The sequence below is a fragment of the Comamonas sp. B-9 genome (genome assembly GCF_000410635.1).
GTDB lineage: Bacteria > Pseudomonadota > Gammaproteobacteria > Burkholderiales > Burkholderiaceae_C > Comamonas.
The window spans coordinates 1-24546 of record NZ_KE148649.1 but is presented as its reverse complement, the minus strand read 5'-3'; the positions used below and the strand labels follow the sequence as shown (position 1 = coordinate 24546).

General features: G+C 66.2%; 20 protein-coding genes and 1 pseudogene. 18 read left to right on the top strand and 3 right to left on the bottom strand.

Going from position 1 to position 24546, the window contains the following annotated elements; genetic code table 11:
- Positions 1–152 precede the first annotated feature (152 nt).
- From H928_RS0120660 to H928_RS0120630, 7 genes are all read left to right on the top strand, one after another.
- Entirely contained in the window at positions 153–1682 is a 1530-nt protein-coding gene (locus tag H928_RS0120660) for a rhodanese-like domain-containing protein (protein ID WP_148293247.1), read from the top strand.
- A 97-nt stretch (positions 1683–1779) separates the two neighbouring features.
- Positions 1780–3318 (top strand): ABC transporter substrate-binding protein, encoded by a 1539-nt coding sequence (locus H928_RS0120655; protein ID WP_021028202.1) that lies wholly within the window; start codon positions 1780–1782, stop codon positions 3316–3318.
- Complete coding sequence (locus tag H928_RS0120650) at positions 3315–4232, top strand: ABC transporter permease (RefSeq protein WP_021028201.1); 918 nt, start codon at positions 3315–3317, stop codon at positions 4230–4232. The genes H928_RS0120655 and H928_RS0120650 overlap by 4 nt, the downstream gene beginning before the upstream one ends.
- Entirely contained in the window at positions 4229–5149 is a 921-nt protein-coding gene (locus H928_RS0120645; RefSeq protein ID WP_021028200.1) for an ABC transporter permease, read from the top strand. Before H928_RS0120650 ends, H928_RS0120645 begins: the two co-directional genes overlap by 4 nt.
- The gene (locus H928_RS0120640; protein WP_021028199.1) at positions 5146–6924 is read left to right on the top strand and encodes an ABC transporter ATP-binding protein; all 1779 of its coding nucleotides are present in this window, start codon (positions 5146–5148) and stop codon (positions 6922–6924) included. Before H928_RS0120645 ends, H928_RS0120640 begins: the two co-directional genes overlap by 4 nt.
- 51 nt (positions 6925–6975) lie before the next feature.
- Complete coding sequence (locus H928_RS0120635; RefSeq protein WP_021028198.1) at positions 6976–8280, top strand: NtaA/DmoA family FMN-dependent monooxygenase; 1305 nt, start codon at positions 6976–6978, stop codon at positions 8278–8280.
- 55 nt (positions 8281–8335) lie between these two features.
- Positions 8336–9568: an acyl-CoA dehydrogenase gene (locus H928_RS0120630; RefSeq protein WP_021028197.1), complete on the top strand. Its 1233-nt coding sequence runs from the start codon at positions 8336–8338 to the stop codon at positions 9566–9568.
- Between the two features lie 15 nt (positions 9569–9583).
- On the opposite strand, the gene H928_RS29030 is transcribed toward H928_RS0120630, so the two are convergent.
- Both H928_RS29030 and H928_RS30340 read right to left on the bottom strand, forming a co-directional pair.
- On the bottom strand, positions 9584–11158 hold the full coding sequence (locus H928_RS29030) for an MFS transporter (protein WP_021028196.1): 1575 nt from the start codon (positions 11156–11158) through the stop codon (positions 9584–9586).
- A 2-nt stretch (positions 11159–11160) separates the two neighbouring features.
- On the bottom strand, positions 11161–11697 hold the full coding sequence (locus tag H928_RS30340; protein WP_021028195.1) for an N-acetyltransferase: 537 nt from the start codon (positions 11695–11697) through the stop codon (positions 11161–11163).
- A gap of 83 nt (positions 11698–11780) precedes the next feature.
- Here H928_RS30340 and H928_RS0120615 point away from each other — a divergent pair, with 83 nt between their 5' ends.
- Complete coding sequence (locus H928_RS0120615; protein WP_021028194.1) at positions 11781–12668, top strand: LysR family transcriptional regulator; 888 nt, start codon at positions 11781–11783, stop codon at positions 12666–12668.
- On the opposite strand, the gene H928_RS0120610 is transcribed toward H928_RS0120615, so the two are convergent.
- Entirely contained in the window at positions 12650–14068 is a 1419-nt protein-coding gene (locus tag H928_RS0120610; protein WP_021028193.1) for a short-chain fatty acyl-CoA regulator family protein, read from the bottom strand. The genes H928_RS0120615 and H928_RS0120610 overlap by 19 nt on opposite strands.
- A 159-nt stretch (positions 14069–14227) precedes the next feature.
- On the opposite strand from H928_RS0120610, the gene H928_RS0120605 reads away from it, so the two are divergent.
- From H928_RS0120605 to H928_RS29015, 10 genes and pseudogenes are all read left to right on the top strand, one after another.
- Positions 14228–14626, top strand: a complete 399-nt coding sequence (locus H928_RS0120605) for an acyl-CoA thioesterase (protein WP_021028192.1) — start codon at positions 14228–14230, stop codon at positions 14624–14626.
- Complete coding sequence (gene prpC / locus H928_RS0120600; RefSeq protein WP_021028191.1) at positions 14623–15801, top strand: 2-methylcitrate synthase; 1179 nt, start codon at positions 14623–14625, stop codon at positions 15799–15801. The genes H928_RS0120605 and prpC overlap by 4 nt, the downstream gene beginning before the upstream one ends.
- 85 nt (positions 15802–15886) lie before the next feature.
- Complete coding sequence (gene acnD / locus H928_RS0120595; RefSeq protein ID WP_021028190.1) at positions 15887–18526, top strand: Fe/S-dependent 2-methylisocitrate dehydratase AcnD; 2640 nt, start codon at positions 15887–15889, stop codon at positions 18524–18526.
- A gap of 25 nt (positions 18527–18551) precedes the next feature.
- Positions 18552–19751 (top strand): 2-methylaconitate cis-trans isomerase PrpF, encoded by a 1200-nt coding sequence (gene prpF, locus H928_RS0120590; RefSeq protein WP_021028189.1) that lies wholly within the window; start codon positions 18552–18554, stop codon positions 19749–19751.
- Between the two features lie 15 nt (positions 19752–19766).
- Positions 19767–20627 (top strand): oxaloacetate decarboxylase, encoded by an 861-nt coding sequence (locus tag H928_RS0120585; RefSeq protein ID WP_021028188.1) that lies wholly within the window; start codon positions 19767–19769, stop codon positions 20625–20627.
- 129 nt (positions 20628–20756) lie between these two features.
- A complete protein-coding gene (locus H928_RS0120580) occupies positions 20757–21446 on the top strand; it encodes a response regulator transcription factor (RefSeq protein WP_021028187.1) in 690 nt (229 codons plus the stop codon).
- Positions 21447–21515: 69 nt separating this feature from the next.
- On the top strand, positions 21516–22382 hold the full coding sequence (locus H928_RS0120575) for a hypothetical protein (protein WP_027011189.1): 867 nt from the start codon (positions 21516–21518) through the stop codon (positions 22380–22382).
- Positions 22383–22389: 7 nt separating this feature from the next.
- Positions 22390–23454 (top strand): PAS domain-containing protein, encoded by a 1065-nt coding sequence (locus H928_RS0120570; RefSeq protein ID WP_021028185.1) that lies wholly within the window; start codon positions 22390–22392, stop codon positions 23452–23454.
- A 144-nt stretch (positions 23455–23598) separates the two neighbouring features.
- Positions 23599–24255: a GbsR/MarR family transcriptional regulator gene (locus tag H928_RS32565; RefSeq protein WP_204366334.1), complete on the top strand. Its 657-nt coding sequence runs from the start codon at positions 23599–23601 to the stop codon at positions 24253–24255.
- 11 nt (positions 24256–24266) lie between these two features.
- Positions 24267–24546: pseudogene (locus H928_RS29015) on the top strand (TolC family protein); the annotation flags it as partial.

Genomic DNA, 24546 nt, shown 5'->3' with positions numbered 1-24546 from the left:
GCTGCCTGCGGCTAGCCGGCCGCACCATACTCGCTCAGCAAATATGCTAAGTAGATTTAATTCGTTTTCGCCGAGTGGGCCCTTGCGCACAATCGCAGCTCTCCCCCATGCCCCTTTGTGTCTGGGGCTGTGTCCGAGAGATGATGGTTTTTATGCAAGCACTGAGTCCGCTGTCCGTCAAAGCCCTGTTGGGGGATGGCCAAGAGTTCGCGTTTTTGGATGTGCGCGAAGCCGGCGAGTTTGGGGAGGGTCACCCATTTTTGGCCATCCCGCTGGCCTACAGCCGCCTGGAGGCCGATATCGCCCGCCTGGTGCCCAGGCTGTCCACGCGCATTGTTTTGATCGATGGCGGCAACGGTGTTGCCAGCCGGGCCGCTCGGGCGCTGGCAGCGCTGGGCTACAGCGATCTGTCCATCAGCGAGGGCGGGGTGGCCGCCTGGGAGGCGGCGGGCCTGGTGCTGTTCAAGGGCGTGAACCTGCCATCCAAAACCTTTGGCGAGCTGGCCGAGGCCGCGCTGGGCACTCCCCATATCAGCGCGCAGCAATTGCAGCAGCTGCAAGCGTCTGGCGGCAAGCTGGTGGTGCTCGATGGCCGGCCGCTGGCCGAGTTCAACAAGATGAGCATTCCCGGCGCGATCAGCTGCCCCAATGGCGAGCTGGCGCTGCGCCATGCCGATCTGATCCCGGATGCGCAGACGACGGTGGTCGTCAACTGCGCCGGCCGCACCCGCTCCATTGTGGGCGCGCAGACCCTGCGCGACCTGGGCCTGCCCAATCCCATCTATGCGCTGGAGAACGGCACCCAGGGCTGGTATTTGAACGACCTGCCGCTCGAGCATGGCCAAAGCCGCAGCTACCCCGAACACCGCCGTGCACCGGCGCCCGAGGTGGCCACCCGGCTGGCCCAGCTGAGCGAGCAGCAGGGCGCGGCACACCTGGATGCCGCCACCTTGGCCGCCTGGCTGGCCGACCCCGAGCGCACCACCTACCTGCTGGATGTGCGCTCGCCCGAAGAAGTTGCCGCCAGCCCCATTGCCGGTGCCGCCCATGCGCCCGGCGGCCAGCTGGTGCAGGCCACCGACCAGTACCTGGGCACGCGCCATGCGCGCATTGTGCTGGTGGATACCGATGGCCTGCGCGCGCCGATGACGGCGGTCTGGCTGCGGCGCCTGGGGCATAAGGCCTATCTGGCCAGGCCCGATGCCTTGCCGGCGATCCCCACGGCGCCCTTGCCTGAAGCGGCGTTGCCGCGCATCAGCAGTGCGGCGCTGGCTGCGGACCCCACTGTCTATGATCTGGTCGATCTGCGCGACAGCGCCAGCTACCGCGCTGGCCATATCGCCGGTGCGCGCTGGTCCATCCGGCCGTTGCTGCAGCGCGGCGATGGGACCCGGGCAACTGTGTTCATCACGCCCGAGCCTGCGCTGGCAGCAGCCGCTGCGCGCGATGTGGGCGGCGTATGGCATCTGCTGAGCGACGGGCCCGAGCAGTGGCAGCGCGCAGGGCTGACCGTGGTCGCCAGTGCCGATGCGCCCAGCGATGCCGAGCGCATTGACTACCTGTTTTTTGTGCATGACCGCCACAGCGGCAACAAGGCGGCAGCGCGTGCCTACCTGGCATGGGAAACCGGCCTGCTCGCCCAGATTGATGCGCAAGAACGCGCGCTGTTCTGTTTGGGCTGATCCGCCCCTGCGCCTGAGGCTGCGGCAAGCGTGGCCCGCACTGCGCCCCCTGCTTGTCTCTTCTCCCCCCTTTTTTCTTTTTGATTCGAATACCCCCATGTCTACCAGCCGCCGTATCTTTCTGAAAAACGCCGCCGCCACGGCCAGCCTGGCCGCGCTGCCCTTTGCGCTGCCGCGGGCCGCCTTTGCGGCGGGATCGACCACGCTGACGATTGCGCAGAGCAACGACATCTTGTCCCTGGACCCGGCCAACCACGAGAACAACAGCACCCAGTCGGCGCTGGTCAATCTCTATGAGTACCTGGTCAACAAGGAATTCCCGAACGGCAAGATGGCCTTCACGCCGGGCCTGGCCCAGTCCTGGAAGCAGGAAGACCCGCGCACCTGGGTGTTTGAGCTGCGCCCTGATGTGCAGTGGCACGACGGCAAGCCCTTTACTGCCGAAGATGTGAAGTTCACCGTCGAGCGCATGAAAGGCAACCCCAAGCTGCTGAGCGCGGTGGAGAAGTTTCGCTCGGTGGAAAAGGTCGAGGTGCTGGGCCCGCACCGGGTGCGCCTGGTTACCAGCAAGCCCGATCCGCTGTTTCTGCACAACTTTGTCGGCAATGGCGGCTCGATCCTGCCCCAGCATGCGTTCAAGGCGGCGGGCAGCGAAGAGGCCTTCTTTGCCAAACCCATCGGCACGGGCCCCTACAAGTTTGTCGAGTGGAAAAAGGCCGACCGCCTGGTGCTCGCGCGCAACCTCCAGTGGTGGGGTGGGGCGCCGCACTGGGAGCGGGTGGTGATCCGCGCGATTCCTGAAACCGCCACGCGCGTGGCCGAGGCCTTGTCCGGCGGCGTGGACCTGGCGGTGAACATTCCGCCCGAGGACATCGGCCGCCTCAAGTCCAATGCCGACACCGGCATCGTCGCCTTCAATATTGCGCGCAACTTTGGTTTGCACCTGCGCACCGAGCCGGGTGTGATCACCCACGACGCGCGGGTGCGCGAGGCGATTGACCTGGCCATCAACCGCCAGGAGCTGGCTGAGGTGGTGGCCGATGGCTATGCCACCGCCACGCGAGGCTTGTTCCCGCCCGAGATCCCGAACGCCAATACCCGCCTGACGGCAGCCAACTCCTTCAACCCGGACAAGGCCCGCCAGCTGATCCAGGCGGCAGGCGCCAAGGGGGCCAAGATCCGTTTTGGCTCACCCAGCGGCCGCTATATCAAGGACCGCGAGGTCTCCGAGGCCATCGTCGGCTACCTGCAGGATGTCGGCCTCAATGCCCAGCTTGAAGTGCAGGAATGGAGCATCTACAACGCCCGCGTAGGCAGTGATTCGCACGGCGAGATCTATTTCTGGGGCATGGGCTCCTACACCGATGCCTCCTTCATCCTGAACATGGGCTCGCTCAAGCGCTTCAACCCGCACTGGAAGAACGCCGAGTTCGAGCGCCTGGCAACCGAGCTGCCCGCCACCACCGGCGAGAAGGAGCGCCAGGCCATCATCTGGCGCGCGCAGGAGATCATCACCCAGGACCGCGCCCGCATCGGTGTGCTCTATCCCAAGGCGATCTACAGCGTCAACAAGCGGGTGCAGTTTGCCGGCCGCTTTGACGAGATGATCCCGGCCGAACAAGTGCGGCGCGCATGATGCTCTCGGCCTTGTGGCGGCTGCTGCTCCAGGCGGTGCCGGTGCTGTTCACGGTCACCCTGATCGTGTTTGCACTGGTGTTTCTGGCCGGCGACCCGACGGTGATGATGATCCCGGACCAGGCCTCGGAGGCCGACCGCCTGGCCATGGTGGCCGCCTGGGGGCTGGACCAGCCGGTGCACCTGCAGTACCTCAACTACATGCGCAACCTGCTGCACGGCGATTTTGGCACCTCGTACCGCTATGGCAGCTCGGCGCTGCCCATTGTGCTCGAGCGCCTGCCCGCCACCTTGCTGCTGGCTGCCGCATCGATGCTGGTGGCCGTGCTGATCGCGGTGCCCGCTGGCGTGGCGGCAGCCTTGCGGCGCGGCAGCTGGGTGGACCATGCGGTCTCCGGCGTAGCCGTGCTGGGCAAGGCCATGCCCAATTTCTGGGTGGCCATCATGCTGATCCTGGTGTTTGGCGTCAGCCTGCGCTGGCTGCCGGTATCGGGCAGCGGTACCTGGGCGCACCTGGTGATGCCCGCGCTGACCCTGGGCACGGCCTTTGCCGGTGATCTGGCCAAGCTGGTGCGCGCCAGCATGCTCGAAACGCTGAGCCAGGACTATATGCGCACCGCCTATGCCAAGGGCATCCCCGACTGGTTGGTGATTGGCAAGCATGCGCTGCGCAATGCGGCGATCCCGACGGTGACGATGACCTCGCTGCACGTGGTGGCGCTGCTGGGCGGGGCGCTGGTGACCGAGACTATTTTTGCCTGGCCGGGCCTGGGCCAGCTGATCGTGCAGGCGATCAACACCAAGGACATGGCGGTGATCCAGATCAGTGTGCTGGTGATCACCGCGATGACCTTGCTGGTGAACTTTGCCACCGATGTGGTCTACCGCCTGATTGACCCAAGGATGAAGCTATGAGTGGCGTGGTGGTGAATACCGGCGCGGCCCTGCAGGCCGATGCGCCTGTGGTGGCGGCCCAGCCTTCGGGCCTGCAGCGCTTTTTGCGCGCGCTGTGGCGCAGCCGCAGTGGCCGCTTGGGCGCCATTTTGCTGCTGATGATCTTGCTGACCACCCTGGGCGCCGATCTGCTGCCGCTGGCCGACCCGGTCAAACGCAATCTGTCGCTGCGCTACCTGCCCCCCGTCTGGCTGGACAAGGGCCAGTGGGCCTACCCGCTGGGCACCGATGGCCAGGGCCGCGACATGCTGGCGCGCATCATCTATGGCGCGCGCAGCTCGGTCATGGTGGGCCTGGCGGCCGTGGCGCTCTCGGGGGCTATTGGTGTGGCGATTGGCGTGCTGGCCGGGCTGCGCGGCGGCTGGCTGGACCAGGTGCTGATGCGCGTGGTCGATGCCATCCTGGCGATTCCAGCCATGCTGTTCATGCTGGTGGTGGCCCTGGTGGCCGGCGCCGGCCTGGCGCCGCTGATTGTGGTGATTGCGCTCACCAACTGGGTGATCTATACCCGCATTGCGCGCGCCGAGGTGCTGCGCGTCAAGGAGCTGGAGTTTGTGGCTGCCGCGCGCGTGAGCCGCGTGCGCACCTCGCGCCTGCTGCTGCGCCACATCCTGCCCAATATCTTGCCGGCCCTCGTCGTGGTGGCCACCTTGAACATTGGCACCGTCATCCTGACGGAGTCGTCCTTGAGCTTTCTGGGCTTTGGCATCCAGCCACCCGATATCTCCTGGGGCCAGATGCTGGCCGACGGACGCCAGCAGCTGGCCACCAGCTGGTGGATCAGCACCTTCCCCGGCGTGGCGCTGACGGCCACGGTTTTTAGCATCATCTTGCTGGGCGATTGGCTCAGAGACTACCTGGACCCACGCCTGCCATGACTGCTGCCCCAACGCTTGCCCACGCCGCCAGCCAGGCTGGCGCCATCCTTCGCCCTGCCGCGCTGCAGGCCGGCCTGGCAGACACCGTGCTGCGCTACCGCAATGCCGGCGTCACGCTGCAACCCCATGGTGGCGGCGAGCCGCTGCGCCTGGTGCGCGGAGTGGATATAGAGGTCAAACGCCGGCAGGTGGTGGCCTTGGTGGGCGAGAGCGGATCGGGCAAGACCTTGACGGCCTTGAGCGTGCTGGGCCTGCTGCCCAGCAATGCCCGCTTCAGTGCCGACGAGGCCACGCTCAATGGCCGCGATCTGCGCCAGCTGGACAAGGCCGCATGGCGCAGCCTGCGCGGGGGTGACGTGGGGATGGTGTTCCAGGAGCCGCTGTCGTCGCTCAACCCGGTGTTGACCATTGGCGACCAGATTGAAGAGGTGCTGTACTACAAGCGCCCGCTCACGCGTGCCCAGCGCCGGGCCGAGGCCATTGACCTGCTGGCCCGCATGGGCCTGCCCAGGCCTGTGCAGCTGCTGCAGGACTACCCGTTTCAGCTCTCGGGCGGCATGCGCCAGCGCGTGATGCTGGCCATTGCGATGGCCGGTGAGCCGGCCTTGCTGATTGCCGATGAGCCGACCACCGCGCTGGACAACACGGTGCAGGCCCAGGTGCTGGAGCTGATGGTGCGCACGGCTGAGCAGTCGAATGTCGGCGTGCTGCTGATCACCCATGACCTGTCGGTCGTCGCCCAGGTGGCCGACCAGGTGCATGTGATGCGCCACGGCGAGATCGTCGAATCCGCCCCGGTGCAGCAGCTGTTTGCCAGGCCGCAGGCCGCTTACACCCAGCAGTTGCTGGCGCTGGCGCCGCGCATTCCGGCCGTCGTGCGCCAGCCCTTGGCAGAGGCCGCCTTGCAGCAGCCGCAAGCTGCGCAAGATGCGCCACCGATTCTGCAGCTGGATGCCGTGAGCAAGTACTACCAGCAGCCCCGTGCCTGGCATTTCAAACCCTTCAAGCATCTGGCTTTGGATGGCGTGTCTTTCTCGCTGCAACGGGGCCGCACCCTGGGCCTGGTGGGCGAGTCGGGCAGCGGCAAATCATCTTTGGCGCGCATCATCGCCGGCCTGGCGCAGGCCGATGGCGGCAGCCTGCGCTTTGAGGGCGCCGATCTGGGTGACCCGGCGGTGCGCGCCGCTGCCAGCATCCAGATGGTGTTCCAGGACCCCTATGCATCGCTGAACCCGCGCATGCGCATTGGCCAGCTGATCACCGAGCCGCTGGCCGAGCAGCCGGGCTGGACGGCAGCGCAGCTGCGCGCGCAAGCGGCGCAATTGCTGGCCATGGTGGGCCTGCCAGCCTCGGCCCTCGATCGCTTTGCCCATGAGCTCTCGGGCGGCCAGCGCCAGCGCGTCTGCATTGCGCGGGCGCTCAGCGTGCAGCCCCAGCTGCTGATCTGCGACGAGCCTGTCTCTGCGCTCGATGTCTCGGTGCAGGCCGAGATCCTGGCGCTGCTGCAGCGCCTCAAAAAGGACTTGCAGCTGAGCATGGTGTTCATCGCCCATGGGCTGGAGAGCGTCTATGCGATTTCGGACGACATCGTCGTGCTGGAAAAGGGCCGGGTGGTGGAAGCCGGCCCGCGTGACCAGATCTTTGGCGCGCCGCGCCATGCCTATACCCGCAGCCTGCTCGACGCAATGCTCGACATCGACCCGGCGCGCAGCCGCTTCAAGACCCGGCCGGCCGAGGTTGAGCCAGACAGCCCCGCGCTGGCCCGCGTGGCCTGATGCCTCGCCTGCGCTGAACCTATTTTTGATATCCCCAGTGTGCCCCACACGATGAGCCAGCCTACCCAACTCCACCTCAACCTCAATATCTATGGCGCAGGCGCCCATGCCGCTGCCTGGCTGTGGCCGCAGAACGACCCGCTGTGGCCGGTAACACCCGACTATTTTGTCCGCCTGGCCCAGACCGCAGAGCGGGGCGGCTTTGATGCGGTGTTCTTCTCGGACCGCGCGGCTTTTCCCGGCAACAGCCTGCACCGGCCGTTTCCGGCGATCGAGCCCAGCATTTTGCTGGCCCTGATTGCGGCCAAGACCCAGCACATCGGCCTGTTGGCAACCGTGTCTTCGTCGTACAACGAGCCCTTCAACATCGCGCGGCGCTTTGCGTCGCTCGACCTGGTCAGTGGCGGGCGCTCGGGGGTAAACATCGTCACCTCGGCCGATGTCGAGGCCGCGCGCAACTTTGGCCGCAGCGCGCCGCTGGCGCATGCCGACCGCTACCGGCGCGCGGCAGAGTTCAGCCAGGTGCTCAAGGACCTCTGGGCCAGCTGGGGGCCGGGCGGCATTGTGGCCGACCGCGCCACCGGCCAGTACTTTGACCCGGCGCAGATCCGCCCGATTGCGCACCAGGGTGAGTTCTTTGCGGTCGAAGGTCCCATCAATGTGCCGCCCAGCCCGCAAGGCCGGCCGCTGGTGGTGCAGGCCGGTGGCTCGGATGCGGGCCTGGACCTGGCCGCCCTGCATGCCGATGCGGTGTTCACCCTGGCGCCGTCGCTGGCGCAGGCGCAAAGCTACCGCCAGGCGCTGGATGCGCGGCTCAAGGCCCTGGGCCGTGCCAGCAGCGCCGTCAAGGTCTTCCCCGGCCTGGTCACCGTGCTGGGTGCCACCGAGCAGGCCGCGCAGCAGCGCGCCCAGGCGCTGGCCGATCTGGTACCCATCGAGCAGGGGCTGAACTACCTGTCGGACCTGTTGCAAACCCGCTTTGGCCATGCCGACCTGGACCAGCCGCTGCCCGCTGACCTGCCACTGCCGGACAACGGCATGACTACCTTTGCCAAGAACGTGGTGGACAAGGCGCGCAGCCATGGCTGGACGGTGCGCGAGCTCATTCGCGCGCAAAACGGCGGCGGCAGCAACCACAACACCATTGTCGGCACGCCCGAGCAGGTGGCCGACTACATGCTGAGCTGGTTCCGCAGCGGCGCCATCGATGGCTTCAACCTGATGCACGACGTGCTGCCCTCGGGCCTGGAAGACTTTGTCGACCAGGTGGTGCCGCTGCTGCGCAAAGCCGGCGTCTACCGCGAGGGCTACAGCGCCAGCACCTTGCGCGGCAACCTGGGCCTGGCTGCGGCCTGAGCCCCTCTCCCTACACACCCGCCGGGCCCGGCCCGCGCTTTTTGCAGAACCGTTTATGAAAATCGACCATCCCCAGACCCTGACCCCTGCTGCGCAGACCGCCACCAGCGGAACCGCCAGCAGCGACTGGCAAGCGCTGTTTGACGAGATCGCCGCTGGCTCGGCCGAGCGCGAGGAAAAGCGCATTCTGCCGTTTGCGCAGATCCAGGCTTTGAAGGCGCAGCGCTTTGGTGCCTACCGCCTGCCGGTGGCCGAGGGCGGCACGGGGGCCAGCATTGCGGGGCTGATGGAGCAGGTGATTGCGCTGGGCGCAGCCGACTCCAACGTCGCGCATATCCTGCGCAACCACTTTGTCTTTGTGGAGCGCTTTGCGCGCAACCCGGTGGGGGCGCAGGCGCATTTCTGGCGCGATCAGGTGGCCCAGGGGGCGATCTTTGGCCTGGCCAATACCGAGCTGGCGCAGGCCAGAAGCGGCGAGAAGACCTTCACGCGCCTGGTGCCCGACGGCGCGCATTTCCGCATGTCGGGCGCCAAGTTCTACAGCACCGGCAGCCTGTATGCGGATTTTGTCATCGTGCGGGCGCGCGATGCGCAGGAGCGCGATGTCACTGCGATCATCCCCACGCGGCGCGAAGGCGTGAACCTGGTCGATGACTGGGACGCCATGGGCCAGCGCATGACCGGCAGCGGCACCACCTTGTTCGAGCATGTGCGGGTCGAGCCCGAGGAAATCATTGTGGACAGCGCCGGTACTGGCTACAGCCGGCCTTACAAGAGCACCTTGCCGCAGCTCTTTCTGACGGCGGTGAACACCGGCATCCTGCGCGCCATTGTGCGTGATGCGTCGGCGATGCTGCACAAGCGCTCGCGCAAGGGTTTCTTCTTTGCCGCTGCCGATACCCCGGCGCAAGACCCGTTGCTGCTGAAGATCGTCGGCGACCTGTCAGCCCAGCTGTTTGCCGCTGAAGCGGTGGTGGCAGCAGCCAGCCATGCGCAGGATGCGTCGCTCGCCACCGCCGAAGGCGACCCCGCCTTGAAGGACACGGCCCACCATGCGGCGGTGCTGGCCGCCAAGGCCAAGCTGATCGTCGACGGCCTGGTGCTGCAGGCTGGCACGGCAGTGTTTGACCTGGGTGGTGCCTCGTCGACCTTGCGCACGCAGAACCTGGACCGCCACTGGCGCAATGCCCGCACCGTGGCATCGCACAACCCGGCGCTGTACAAGGCGCTGGCGCTGGGCAAGCTGGCGGTGCATGGCGAGCCGCTGCCCGACAAGGACTTTTTCTAACGCGCCTTTTGGGGGTCAGCGCCCTTCACCCGGCACACCTGGCACGGCGTTGGCCGCTGGTTTTGCAGATGGGCTGCGCCGCTTGGGGCTCCCGCTGCGCAGCAGGGCGACGGCCAGCGCGGCGGCCAGCACCAGCACCACGGCAGTGGCCATCACGGCGACAAAGCCCTGGTCAAACGCGGCATGGGCCAGGCCCAGCAGCTGCGTGGCAGCCTGCGGCGGCAGCTTTTCTGCAGCCAACAAAGCCGCATCGATGCCGTCACTAGCGCCACTGGCCCCTCCAGCGGCGCCTTGCAGGCTGTCTGGCAGCACCAGGCTGCTGGTGTAGCGCCAGGACAGCACGCTGCCCAGCAAGGCCACGCCCAGCACGCCACCAAACTCGTAGGACACCTCTTCGACCGAGGCGGCCATGCCGGCATGCTCGGGCGGCGCGCTGTTCATCACCGCGTTCGATGCGGCGGTGATGGTGGCACCCACGCCCAGGCCCAGGAAGGCCAGCACCGTGATTTTCTGCAGGCCATGGGCATCGCTGTTGAGGCTCATGGCCAGCGCGCACAGCGCCACGGCGGTGACGAGGAGGCCGCCCACAATCAGTTGGTGGGTGCCCAGGCGCGACAGTGCCCAGCCGGCAATGGGGCCGGCGACAAAGGCGGCCACGGGGATTGGCAAAATGGCCAGTCCCGCTTGCAGGGGCCTGAGGCCCAGCACCAGCTGCAGGCGCTGGCTGAACACCAGCTCCACCCCGACCAGGGCCACAGCAGCCACCACGGCAGCCACCACACCGCCCGAGAACGTCGGAATGCGGAACAGACGCAGCTCGATCAGCGGCTGGGGCCGGCTGAGCTGCCGGCGGATAAAGACCCACAGCACAGCGGCACTGAGCAGCCCCATCAGCACGGCAAACACGAGCGATGGCGCGGGCTTGGCCAGCTCCTTGATGCCCAGCACCAGGCTGACCATCGCAACCATGGCCTGCAGCGAGCTGGTGTAGTCCCAGCCGGCCAGGCTGGCCTTGGTGCTCAGGCGGTCTGCAGGAATGAGCCAGACGGTCAGCACCAGCGCCAGCGCCACGATGGGCACATTGACCAGAAACACCGAGCCCCACCAGAAGTACTCCAGCAGCACACCGCCCACCACCGGGCCAAGCGCTGCGCCCCCCGAGGCGACCGAGGCCCAGATGCCAATGGCGACCGAGCGCTCGCGCTGGTCGGGAAAGCTCATGCGGATGATGGCCAGGGTGGCAGGCATCATGATGGCCGCACCCAGGCCCAGCACGGCGCGCGCGGCAATCAGCAGCCCGGCATTGGGCGCATAGGCGGCTGCCAGCGAGGCGGCGCCAAAGATCACCAGGCCGAGCATGAACATGCGCCGGTAGCCCAGGCGGTCGCCTAAAGCGCCGGTGCTCAGCAGCAGGCCCGCGACCACCAGCGCATAGGCGTTGACGATCCACAGCTTCATCGAGGTGGAGGCGGCCAGGTCATGGGTGAGGGTCGGCAGGGCGGTGTAGAGCACCGTCATGTCAACGACGATCAGCAGCAGCGCCATCGACACAATGGCCAGCACCAGCCATCTTTTGGAATGCAATGCCATGGTCAAACTCCCAACTCTTTCATCATCGTGACGGACACGGGCTGGCAGCCCAGGCGCTCAAACAGCCGGTGCGCCCCTTGGTTGCCGATACCGCTTTCCAGAAACAGGCGCTGCACGCCTTCTGCCTGGAGCTGGGCGCAGACCCAGCCAAACAAGGCCTCGCCCAGGCCCTGGCCACGCACGGCGGGGCTGACCACCAGATCGTCCAGGGTGGCAAAGGGGGTGGGCGCAAGCTGGGCCTCGTCGAGCGCGACAAAGGCGACGCCGACCAGCGTATCGCCCTGGTGGGCGGTGGCGATGCGCTGCATCGCGTTGGCTTCGGGCGCGGCCAGGGTGGCCTCAATCTGCAGCGCTATGTTGTCGGCCAGCTGGGGGCTCCATTGGCCCGGTGCGATGGCGCGCTCGCTTTGCAGCTCGCTGTGAGAGATGTAATGGGGACTGAGCTGGCCCATGAACAGCGCCAGGATCGCTGGCGACTGCGCGGGGTCATGGCACCAGGCCATCGTCAGGGCTGGTGCGGGGGTGTGGATCGATTGCATGGGTCCGATATTGCGCCATAAAAATCGATTGATAAAGTTGGAATCCATCAATAATACAGATGGATGAGCTACAGTACCGGGCTATGGAATGGACCGTTGAACAACTGCGGCAGTTTGTCGCCACTGCCGACAGTGGCTCTTTCTCTGCCGCTGCACGTAGCCTGGGCAAGGCGCAGTCGGCCGTCAGCACCGCCGTGGGCATGCTGGAAGTGGACCTGGGCGTGGTGCTGTTTGACCGCTCGCACCGCAATGCCCAGCTCACCGATGCGGGCCGGGTTCTGCTGCTCGAAGCGCGCGAGCTGCTGCGCCAGGCTGAGCAGTTGGACCAGCGCGCGCAGGCGCTGAGCGGCGGGGCGGATGCCGAGCTGTCGCTGGCGATTGACGAGGCGCTGCCCTATACGGCGGTGGCAAGCCTGCTGCGCGAGATGGCGCAGCAGTACCCGGGCCTGGAGCTGCTGCTGCTCAATGGCACCGCCAGCGAGGTGGCCGACTATGTGGGCGAGGGCAGGGCGGGCATGGCCCTGCATATCGACCGGGGCCCGGTGCTGCAGCATTTTGAGCAGCGCCACCTGGGCACCGTGCCCCAGGGGGTGTTTGTGGCGACCGACCACCCGCTCGCCGATGGCCGGGTGGTGGGCCTGCAGCAGCTGGCCCAGCACCGGCAATTGCTGATGCATACCGAGGATGTGCACGAGCGCGCCTACAGCCCGCGCGTGTGGCGCTCGGACAGCTTCTACAACATCGCCGACATGGTGGCCGACAAGCTGGGTTGGGCGGTGCTGCCCGTCAATATCGCGCACTACGAAGGCAACCGCCAGGCGCTGCGCGAGGTGCCTTGCCCGGCGCTGGCGCTGCCCCCGCTGTCGGTGCGCATGCTCTGGCGCCAGGGCGCGCAGCGCAGCCCGACAGCGCAGTATGTCGAGCGGCGTTTTGGCCAGCTGCTGGCGGAGATTCAGACGCCCGAGCCGTAGGGGGTGAGGCGGCTGGCGTTCTCATCGACGGCCAGGCTTTTGCCCAGGTAGGGAAAGGCGCGCTGCGGGCAGTGGTCGCGCTCGCAGACCTTGCAGCCCATGCCGATCGGCGTGGCCAGCTCCGGGTCCTGCAGGTCGATGCCCTTGGCATAGACGAGGCGCGCTGCATGGCGCAGGTCACAGCCCAGGCCGATCGAAAATGTCTTGCGCGGCGCGCCATAGCCGCGCTGCCCGCCCGAGACCGAGCGCGCAATCCACAGGTAGCGCCGGCCATCGGGCATGGCCGCGACCTGGGCCAGCACCTGGCCGGGCTGGCCAAAGGCCTCGTAGACATTCCACAGCGGGCAGGTGCCGCCGGTGCGGCTGAAATGGAAATGCGTGGCCGACTGGCGCTTGGAGATATTGCCGGCCCGGTCCACCCGTACAAAGAAAAACGGCACGCCCGGGCTGGCTGGCCGCTGCAGGGTGCTCAGCCGGTGGCAGACGGTCTCAAAGCCCACGGCAAAGCGCTGGCCGAGCAGGTCAATGTCATAGCCCAGCGCCTCGGCGGCTTGTAGAAAGGGCCCATAGGGCAGCAGCAGGGCGCCGGCAAAATAGTTGGCCAGGCCCAGCCGCGCCAGCCGGCGGGCGGCGGGGTCGCTGATGAGTGTTGGCACCTGGCTGAGGCTGTCGAGCGTGTCGCCGATCTCGAGCAGCGCCAGCTGGGTGGCAAGCTGGAACGCCTGCTGCGCAGTGCCCAGCGCAGAGGACAGCTGCAACAGGCGCGAGGCGGGGTCGAACTGGCGTTTGCTCGCGCCTGCGCTGTCCACAAACTCCACCCGCACCTGGTGCGCCAGCGCCAGGCGCTCACGCAGCCAGTCGGCCAGCGGCCTGCCCGGGCGCTCTGCCTGGGCCTGGGCAGCCAGGCTTTCGGCGGCGCGGTCCACCGCATCAAAGTAGTTCTGGTGCGAGAAGAAGAAATCGCGCACCACCTCAAACGGCATGGCGGCGAGCTGGCTGCTGCCGGCGCGGTCATCGCCCAGCTGTAGCGACAGCGCTTCGAGCCGCTCCTTGGTCTCCAGATGGCGGCGGTACAGCGCCACCACCGCTGCGCCCAGCGCCGGCATTTGTGTGGCCACCTCTTGCAGCTCAGGCAGCGCAATGGCCTCGGGCGCATCGGCGAGCGCTTCGCGCAGCCCCGCCACCAGGCGCGCCTCTTCGTCTTCGGAGAACTGCTGGATATCCACGCCCAGGCTGCGGTGCAGTTTGAGCAGCACCGACACCGTCAGCGGCCGCTGGTTTTGCTCGATCTGGTTGAGGTAGCTGGGCGAGAGCCCCAGCGCATGGGCCAGCGCAATCTGGGACAGATTGCGTTCGGCGCGCAGCTTGCGCAGCTTGACGCCCATAAAGGTTTTTTTCATCGCAGAGTCTTTCGCGTCAACAGGGGCGCTCGCATCCAAGGGACGGTGGAATACCCAGATTCTACATTTCGCAAAATTCGCAAAATGCCGATTTTCATTCGCAGAAATTCGCCATTTCAGTGCTGTTCACTCCTTTGTATTTTGCGTAAATTGCGAAACATGACAACACCTACCGGATTCGCCGAGTTGCAAGAGCTGGTACTGCCGGCGCTGGCCAACCACCACGGCACGCTGTTTGCGGGCCAGGGTTTGCAGCTGATGGCCAAGGCAGCGTTTTTGGCGGCACGGAGCCTGGCGCAACGCGAAGTCGTGATGGTCGCCGTCAGCCGGGTGGACTTTGTGGCACCGGCACCAGTGGGCCATGCCCTGACCTTGCGCGCCTGGGTCAGCCGTGTAGGCCGCAGCTCGATGACGGTGTGCGTCACCGGCTCGGCTGCGCTGCCGGGAACGCCGCCCGAGCTGGTGCTCCAAGGTTTGTTTGACATGGTGGCCGTCGATGCCAAAGGCCGGCCCATTCCCCTCGATTGCGCATATTTGAACCAGGACCCCCTGCTATGACCACCACGACCGCCGAGGCCACCGCGCCCACCATGCCTTCGACCTTCAAGCCCAAGAAATCGGTTGCGCTCTCGGGCGTGACGGCGGGCAACACCGCCTTGTGCACCGTAGGGCGCAGCGGCAATGACCTGCACTACCGGGGCTATGACATTTTGGACATGGCCCAGGTCTGCGAGTTTGAAGAGATCGCCCACCTGCTGGTGCATGGCAAGCTGCCCAACCGCGCCGAGCTGCGCGCCTACAAGGACAAGCTCAAGGCGCTGCGCGGCCTGCCCGCGAGCGTCAAGCAGGCGCTGGAGCAGCTGCCCGCCGCCAGCCACCCGATGGATGTGATGCGCACGGGGGTATCGGTGCTGGGCTGCACCCTGCCCGAGAAGGACGACCACAACCTGCCCGGCGCGCGCGATATTGCCGACCGCCTGATGGCGTCGCTCGGCTCCATGCTGCTGTACTGGTACCACTTCAGCACCTCGGGCAAGTGCATCGATGTGGAGACGGATGACGACTCGATTGGCGCGCATTTTCTGCACCTGCTGCATGGCAAAAAGCCCAGTGCGCTGTGGGAGCGGGCCATGCATACCTCGCTCAATCTGTATGCCGAGCACGAGTTCAATGCCTCAACTTTTACCGCTCGCGTGGTGGCCGGTACCGGCAGCGATATGTATTCGTCGATCACCGGTGCGATCGGCGCGCTGCGCGGCCCCAAGCATGGCGGCGCCAACGAGGTGGCCTTCGAGATCCAGAAGCGCTACGACAGCGCCGATGCCGCCGAGGCCGATATCCGCAGCCGGGTGAAGAACAAGGAGGTGGTGATTGGCTTTGGCCACCCGGTCTACACCGTCAGCGACCCGCGCAATGTCGTCATCAAGGGCGTTGCCAGGGAGCTGTCGCTGGAGGCCGGCTCCACGAAAATGTACGACATTGCCGAGCGCCTGGAGGCCGTGATGTGGGAGGCCAAGAAGATGTTCCCCAACCTCGACTGGTTCAGCGCCGTGAGCTACCACATGATGGGCGTGCCCACTGCCATGTTCACGCCGCTCTTTGTGATTGCGCGCACCAGCGGCTGGGCGGCGCATGTGATCGAGCAGCGGGTGGACAACAAGATCATCCGCCCCAGCGCGCACTACACGGGGCCGGAAGACCAGGTGTTCCAGCCCATCGACCAGCGCAGCTGAGCTGCCGGCCGGCCCGACCTTCTACAGATCTATATAGAAAAGCGACACCCTGCGGGCCGCCCAGCCCGCCGGTCCGCACTGCCCCATGAACAGCAATTACCGACAAGCACTGGCCGGCACCGGCCTCGATTATTTTGATGCGCAGGCGGCAGTCGATGCGCTGGCGCCCGGCGCCTGGGCGCAGCTGCCGTATACGGCGCGGGTGCATGCCGAAAACCTGGTGCGCCGCGCCGACCCGGCCTACTTGCCGGACTACCTGCGCCAGCTGATCGAGCGCAGGCGCGATATCGACTTTCCCTGGTTCCCCGTGCGCGTGGTCTGCCATGACATCCTGGGCCAGACGGCCTTGGTGGACCTGGCGGGCCTGCGCGATGCGATTGCCCAGGCGGGCGGCGATCCGTCCGCCGTCAACCCGGTGGTGCCGGTGCAGCTGATCGTGGACCATTCGCTGGCTGTCGAATGCGGCGGGTTTGACCCGCAGGCCTTTGAGAAAAACCGGGCGATCGAGGACCGCCGCAATGAGGACCGCTTCCATTTCATCGAATGGAGCAAGCGGGCCTTTGCGAACGTGGATGTGATTCCCGCAGGCAACGGCATCATGCACCAGATCAATCTGGAGAAGATGTCGCCGGTGGCCTATGTGCAGGATGGGGTCGCCTTTCCCGATACCTGCGTGGGCACCGACAGCCACACGCCGCATGTCGATGCGCTGGGCGTGATTGCGGTGGGCGTGGGCGGCCTGGAGGCCGAGAACGTGATGCTGGGCCGGGCCTCGTGGATGCGGCTGCCCGATATTGTCGGCGTGTCCTTGAGCGGCCAGTCCCAGCCGGGCATTACCGCGACCGACATTGTGCTGGCGCTCACCGAGTTCCTGCGCCAGCAAAAAGTGGTGGGCGCCTATCTGGAGTTTTATGGCGAGGGCGCGCGCAGCCTCTCGGTTGGTGACCGGGCCACCATTGCCAATATGTGCCCGGAGTATGGCGCCACTGCCGCGCTGTTTGCGGTGGATGCGCAGACGCTGGCCTACCTGCGGCTGACGGGACGGGAGGAAGCGCAGGTGCAGCTGGTCGAGACCTATGCCAGGACCGCCGGCTTTTGGGCGGAAAGCCTGCAGGAGGTGCAGTACGAGCGGGTGCTGCAGTTTGACCTGTCGACCGTGGTGCGCAATATGGCGGGTCCGTCCAACCCGCACCGGCGCCTGCCGACCTCGCAGCTGGCCGCGCGCGGCATTGCCGGCGCCGAGCCCCTGGCGCTGGCGCGCGCCCAGGAAGCCCAGGGCCTGTTGCCCGATGGTGCAGTGATCATTGCGGCGATCACCAGCTGCACCAACACCAGCAACCCGCGCAATGTGATCGCTGCGGCGCTGCTGGCGCGCAATGCGCGGCGCCTGGGCCTCACGCGCAAGCCCTGGGTCAAGACCTCGCTCGCGCCCGGATCGAAGGCGGTGCAGCTGTACCTGCAAGAGGCAGGTCTGCTGGAGGACCTGGAGGCGCTGGGCTTTGGCATCGTCGCCTTTGCCTGCACCACCTGCAATGGCATGAGCGGCGCGCTCGATGCGCAGATCCAGCAGCAGATCATTGAGCGCGACCTCTACACCACCGCGGTGCTCTCGGGCAACCGCAATTTCGACGGCCGCATCCACCCCTATGCCAAGCAGGCGTTTCTGGCCTCGCCCCCGCTGGTGGTGGCCTATGCGATGGCGGGCACCATCCGCTTTGACATCGAAAAGGATGTGCTCGCCGTCGTGAACGGGCAGGAGATCCGGCTGCAGGACCTGTGGCCGAGTGACGCGGAGATCGATGCCGTGGTGGCTAAGGCGGTCAAGCCTGCGCAGTACCGCGCGGTGTACGAGCCCATGTTTGCGATCCAGGCAGACAACGGTGAGCGCGCTGCGCCGCAGTATGCCTGGCGCCCCCAGTCCACCTATATCCGCCGGCCGCCGTACTGGGACACCGAGGGCGTGGGCGCGCTGGCCGCGCATCCGCGCACGCTCAAGGGGATGCGACCGCTGGCCCTGCTGCCCGACAACATCACCACCGACCACCTCTCGCCATCCAACGCCATTCTGCCCAGCTCGGCCGCTGGCGAGTACCTGGCCAAGATGGGCCTGCCCGAGGAGGACTTCAACTCCTACGCCACCCACCGGGGCGACCACCTAACGGCCATGCGCGCCACCTTTGCCAACCCCCAGCTGGTCAACGAGATGGCCGTGGTCGGTGGCCAGGTGCAAAAAGGCTCGCTGGCCCGTATCGAGCCCGAGGGGCAGGTGGTGCGCATGTGGGAGGCGATGGAGACCTATCTGCAGCGCCGCCAGCCGCTGATCATCATTGCCGGTGCCGACTATGGCCAGGGCTCCAGCCGCGACTGGGCCGCCAAGGGCGTGCGCCTGGCGGGGGTGGAGGCAGTGGTGGCCGAGGGCTTTGAGCGTATCCACCGCACCAACCTGATCGGCATGGGCGTGCTGCCTTTGGAGTTCCAGCCCGGCACGACACGCAAGACGCTGCAATTGGACGGTACGGAGACCTATGATGTGGAAGGTGAGCGCACAGCGCGCGCAACGCTGAGCCTGGTGATCTGGCGCCGCAGCGGCCTGGTGGACCGCGTGCCGCTGATCTGCCGCCTCGATACCGGCGAGGAGCTGTCTGTCTACGAGGCGGGCGGCGTGCTGCAGCGCTTTGCGCAGGATTTTCTGGCATCGCGCGCGGCGCAACCGGCCCCGGTGTGAATGCCTAGCTTTTTTCTGAATAACCATGACGAACCTGACCGCCCATCCTCCCCAGATCAAGATCCCCGCCATTTATATGCGGGGCGGCACCAGCAAGGGGGTGTTCTTCCATGTCCCGGATTTGCCGCTGCCCGCGCAGCAGCCTGGGCCGGTGCGCGATGCGATCTTGCTGCGCACCCTGGGCAGCCCCGACCCCTATGGCAAGCAGATCGATGGCCTGGGCAATGCGTCGTCGAGCACCAGCAAGGCGGTGCTGCTGGCCAGGAGCACACGCGCTGACCATGATGTGGACTATCTGTTTGGCCAGGTCGCTATCGACAAGCCCTTGGTGGACTGGAGTGGCAACTGCGGCAACCTCTCGGCCGCCGTCGGCCCTTGCGCGATCGCGATGGGCCTGATCGACCCGGCCCGCATCCCGCAGGACGGCGTTTGCACGGTGCGCATCTGGCAGGCCAATATCGGCAAGACCATCATGGCCCAGGTGCCCGTCTGCAACGGACAGGTGCAGGAGACCGGCGAGTTTGAACTGGACGGTGTGAGCTTTCCCGCTGCCGAGGTACAGCTGGCCTTTATGGACCCGGCCGACGAGGGCGAAGACGGTGGCGCGATGTTCCCCACCGGCCAGCTGGTGGACCAGCTCGATGTGCCAGGGGTGGGCCGCTTTGCCGCGACCTTGATCAATGCGGGCATCCCGACGATCTTTCTCAATGCGCAAGACCTGGGCTACAGCGGCTGCGAGCTGCAGGGCGATATCAATGGCGATGCGCAGGCCTTGGCGCGCCTGGAAGCGATTCGTGCCCATGGCGCGCTGAAGATGGGCCTGATCCAGGACCTGGCCGAGGCCGCGAGCCGCCAGCACACGCCCAAGATTGCCTTTGTGGCGCCGCCCGCCAGCTACACGGCATCGAGCGGCAAGGCGGTGGAGGCGCAGGACCTGGACTTGCTGGTGCGGGCGCTGTCGATGGGCCAGCTGCACCACGCGATGATGGGCACGGCAGCGGTGGCCATTGGCACGGCAGCGGCGGTGCCGGGCACCCTGGTCAACCTGGCTGCCGGTGGCGGCGAGCGCAGCGCGGTGCGCTTTGGCCACCCCTCGGGAACCCTGCGGGTAGGAGCGGAGGCACGCCTGCAGGATGGCCAGTGGGTGGTGACCAAGGCGCTGATGAGCCGCAGCGCACGCATTCTGATGGAAGGCGCCGTGCGGGTGCCGGGCGATTGTTTTTGAACGGGGGACGGTGGAATGGATACCAAGCAACTGCTGAAAGACATGGTGGCGGCACGCCGGGGCGTGCTGGTGCCGGGGGCCTTCAATGCGCTGTCGGCCAAGGTGATCGAGGACCTGGGCTTTGAGGCGATTTATGTGACCGGCGCGGGCGTGACCAATATGTGGCTGGGCCTGCCGGACCAGGGCTTTATGGGCCTCGCTGAGATCGCCGACCACACGGCGCGCATCCGCGACACGGTCAGTGTGCCCTTGCTGGTCGATGCCGATACCGGCTTTGGCAATGCGCTCAATGTCTACCACACGGTGCGCACCCTGGAGCGTGCCGGTGCCGACTGCATCCAGCTCGAAGACCAGGTGGCGCCCAAGCGCTGCGGGCATTTCAACGGCAAGGAGGTGGTCTCCACCGAAGAGGCGGTGAGCAAGATCAAGGCCGCCGTCGATGCCCGGCGCGACCCGAACCTGCTGATCATGGCACGCACCGATGCGGCGGCCACCCATGGTTTTGAGGCGGCGGTGGAGCGGGCCCAGCGCTTTGCCGAAGCCGGGGCCGATATTTTGTTTGTCGAGGCCGTCACCAGCGCCGAAGAGATCCGCGCGCTGCCCAAGCGGCTCGCCACCCCGCAGCTGATGAACATGGTGATTGGCGGCAAGACCCCCATTTTTGATGCCGAGCAACTGGGCGCGCTGGGTTATGGCATCGTGCTCTATGCCAATGCGGCGCTGCAGGGCGCAGTGGCCGGCATGCAAAAGACCTTGACCGTGCTGCGCGATGAGAAGTCGGTGCAGGAGGCGAGTGGCTTGGTGGCCAGCTTTGCCGAGCGCCAGCGCCTGGTGGGCAAGCCCGAATGGGATGCCCTGGAGAAGCGCTTTACTTGAGGGCGATCTTTGGCCGCTGCCACGCGGCGGTCAGCAAATCGTCATGGCGCTGAAATTCACCATTTTCAGTGAGGGGCAAGGGCCTGGGCTTGCGGAATAATTGCAGCACTTGGAATATGAACGGATCCCATGCCCACCCAGATGCTCACCGCCGATCTCGCACTGCCCGCACCCGTATTGGTGGTGGAGGACAACCCGCTGGTGCGCAACCGGCTGCAGGGCCTGCTGCAGCAGCTGGGCTACAGCAGCGATGCGCTGGTGATGGCCGGGTCGCTCGCCGAGGCACGCGCTTACCTGGCGGGCGAGACACACACGGTATCGCTGGTGCTGGTGGACCTGGGCCTGCCCGATGGCAGTGGTATCGAGCTGATCGAGGAGCTCCATGCCCAGGCCCCCAACCTGCCGATGCTGGTGGTGTCGGCCTGGAGCACGCAGGAGATGATCTGGGCGGCCTTGCGCGCAGGCGCCGTGGGCTATGTGCTCAAGGAGCGTGACGACATGGAGATGGCCATGGCCTTGCGCAGCGTACTGCGCGGCGGCGCGCCCATCGACCCCTTTATTGCGCGGCGCATCATTGAGGAGCTGCCGCTGCAAGCCCCGCCAGCCGTGCAGGCTGCCGACGACCCGGGCTTGAGCGCCCGCGAGCACACCATCTTGCACCTGGTGGTCGAGGGCCTGAGCAACCGCGAGATTGCCGAGCGCCTGTTTTTGTCGCGCTACACGGTCGAGTCGCATATCAAGAATGTCTACCGCAAGCTGTCGGTGTCCTCGCGCACCCAGGCCGCGCAGGAAGCGCGCCGGCGCCGTCTGGTGGATTGAGCCGCCCAGCGCTCAGCCCTTTCTCGCTTCCCCGTAACCGCCCGCCCATCCGATCTGGAGTGATTGACCGTGCCCCACACTTTTTTTGATGCGCCTTTGCTGATTCGAGACGGTATCGGCACCTGGGTCGATACGCAGGAGAAGCCCTATGTCTGCAATATCGATGGCATGCCCACATTCAAGGATAAGCTTCCTGCCGGGGTGAAGGAGCTGCAGCCTGTGGCCGGCACTCCGGTGGCCGGCAATCCGGTGGCCGGCAATCCGGTGGCCGGCACTCCGATGGCCGGTTCCCTCCAGCCCTCTTGGGGTCGCGGCTACCAGGTCAGTGGCACGCATCGCTTGCCGCCGACAACATTTGGTGAGGAGACCAAGATGGAGTTCGTCGCCACCGAGGTGGTGTACGAGCCGCTGTGGGCCACGCGCGAGGCCGCTGCTGCCTTTGGCATCACCTTGATCGAGCCGGGCCAGGGGCTGCGCATGCAAAGCCCGATCCGCCATCTGGAGAACACGCCGTTCGAGTACGGTATGTTTGCCGGCCAGCAGTGTCCGTATCTGGACGAGGAGCACCGCAACCAGTTGCAGCCCACGGTATGTACCGACTTGGAGCACCATGATTTCCCGCATGTGTTCTCCTCGGTAGATCCCCAGCTGCCGCTGGTGATTTCGGTAGGGCGTTATTGGCCGCAGCGGGATAGAATCTTTCTCGCCGATCTTTGGGTGCCCCGGGGCATGGCCTTGTACATGCCGCCCAGGCCCAAAATCCCGAATGCGGCCTATATCGATCTGCACGGCAACCGCAATTCAGCCCTGGCCTGTTGGCGGGGTGGCACACAAAGAAGTGTGCAGACCCTGACCTTGCTGCCCAAAGACAGCGGGTACTTCTACTGGTTCTGGAATGCGTTGCCGACGGTTCATCCCTTGTTGACGCAACCCTGACACCCCTATGCTCGATACGCAGCCCCGTCTACGCACCCTGGAGCCCGACACCGACAACGGCCTCTACCAAACGCTGCTGGAGTCCACGTTGGCGATTCCGTTCCGCATCGATTGGGCGAGCAAAAAGTACACCTATGTGGGGCCACAGATCGAGGCGCTGCTGGGCTGGAGCCAGGACAGCTGGCAGACGGTGAACGACTGGGCCGAGCGTATCCACCCGGACGAGCGCGACACAACGGTCAACCGCTGCGTGGGGCTGTGCCTGGCGGGCGTGGACCACGAGGCCGAGTACCGCGCACTGACCAGCGAAGGCAGCTTTGTCTGGGTGCGCGAGGTGGTGCATGTGCTGTGCGATGCGCAGGGCGAGACCACGGGCCTGATCGGTTTTACCTTCGACATCACCGAGCAGAAGAAGGCCGAACAACTCAAGGCCGAGCTCGATGCACAAAAGCTGTCGAATGCGCGCCTGCAGGAGCGCCTGGCCCTGACCCATGACCTGCACGATGGGCTCGGCGGTTCCCTGGTGCACATGATTGCTGCCGTGGAGCAGGGCGGCGGTGGCAGCCTGACGCGGCCCCAGGTGCTGTCCATGCTCAAGCACATTCGCGATGACCTGCGCCAGACGATCGACAGCAACTCCTCCGCCCAGGTGCGCGTGCCCGCGTCGCCGCAGGAGTGGCTGGCCCCGCTGCGCCACCGCTTTGCCAATCTGTTCGATGCGCTCGACATCCGCTGCGACTGGCAGTTTGCGCCCGCCTGGCGCACACCGCCTGACGCGCTGCAGTACCTGGCGATGACGCGCCTCGTCGAGGAGGGCCTCACCAATGTCATCAAGCACAGCCAGGCGCGCCAGGTGCGCCTGTCCTTTCTGCAGCCCGAGGCCGATACGCTGGTGCTGGAGATCGAAGACGATGGCGTGGGCTTTGATGCCGCTGCGGTGGAGGCCTCGGGCCTGGGCATCGGCATGCGCTCGATGGCCGTGCGTATCGGCCGCGTGGGCGGCGTGCTGGAGATCGATTCCGAGCCGGGGCGCACCCTGCTGACGGCTCGGCTGGCCTTGCGCCAGTCCTGACCACCAGGCGCGCAGCACCGCAGGGCCGACCACCACGGCCCTTTTTCTTTTTCAAGCGAGCGTTACTTCTAATAACTAGGGTCAACCCGAATTCGTTTATATTGTTCAGCGGTGACTGAACAATACGAATGAAGGACGGTGGCTGTGACCCAGCAGGACAAGGCGAAGGCGGCCTCGGCGGCCAAGAAGGCGCATGAGGCGCTTGCGGCGCGCGAGCTGTTTATCGAGCGCAATGCGATCCAGGCGGAGACCAGTGGCCTGCCCCGGATTGCCGGGCGCCTCATCGGCATCTTTTTGCTCGATGGCGGGCCCATCAGCTTTGCCGAACTGGCTGAGCGCATGCAGGCCAGCCGCGCCAGCGTGAGCACAAATACCCGCTTGCTCGAACGCCTGGGCATCATCGAGCGGGTGGCGATGCGCGGCGAGCGCCAGGACTTTTTCAGCCTGCGCGCCAACCCCTTCTTGATCGTGCTGGAGCAGAGCATTGCCGATTGCCGGCGCTTTACGGCCTATGTGGATGAGCTGCTGACGGGCAGCCCGCTGCCCGCTGACGCCACTGCGCGCCTCAAGCAGGCGCAGGATTTCCATGCGGTAACGGCCCAGACCTTGCAGGAGCTGCTGGCCAAGTTGGCCGAGCGGCAAAAGCAGGCGGCGGCGCAACCGGTGCCGGTCCGGCGATCGGCACGTGCCGAGCGGACAGCAGCCGCTGCTACAACCACGCCCCAAGCGCCTAAAGCGCCCAAAGCACCTAAAGTGCGCCAAGCTCGCGCGCCGTCATCCAGCCGCCAAGCACCAGACTGAGTACCCGAGCCATGAAATACGTTCTATGGGCGGCCGCGCCGCTGTGCCTGGCGGCTTTGTCGGGTTGCTCGTCGGTGCCGGATGCGCGTGCGCCGGCGCCGGTGGTGGCGTCGCAGTTTTCGGTGGTGCCTGCGTCTACGGACTCCCAGCCAGCGCAGGCGGCGCCCCAGCTCGATACCTGGTGGACCCTGTTCGAGCAGCCCCAGCTCAACCGCCTGGTGGACCAGGCCTTGGCGGCCAGCACCGAGGCGCGGATGGCGCTGGCGCGGGTGCGCGAGGCCAGGGCGCTGC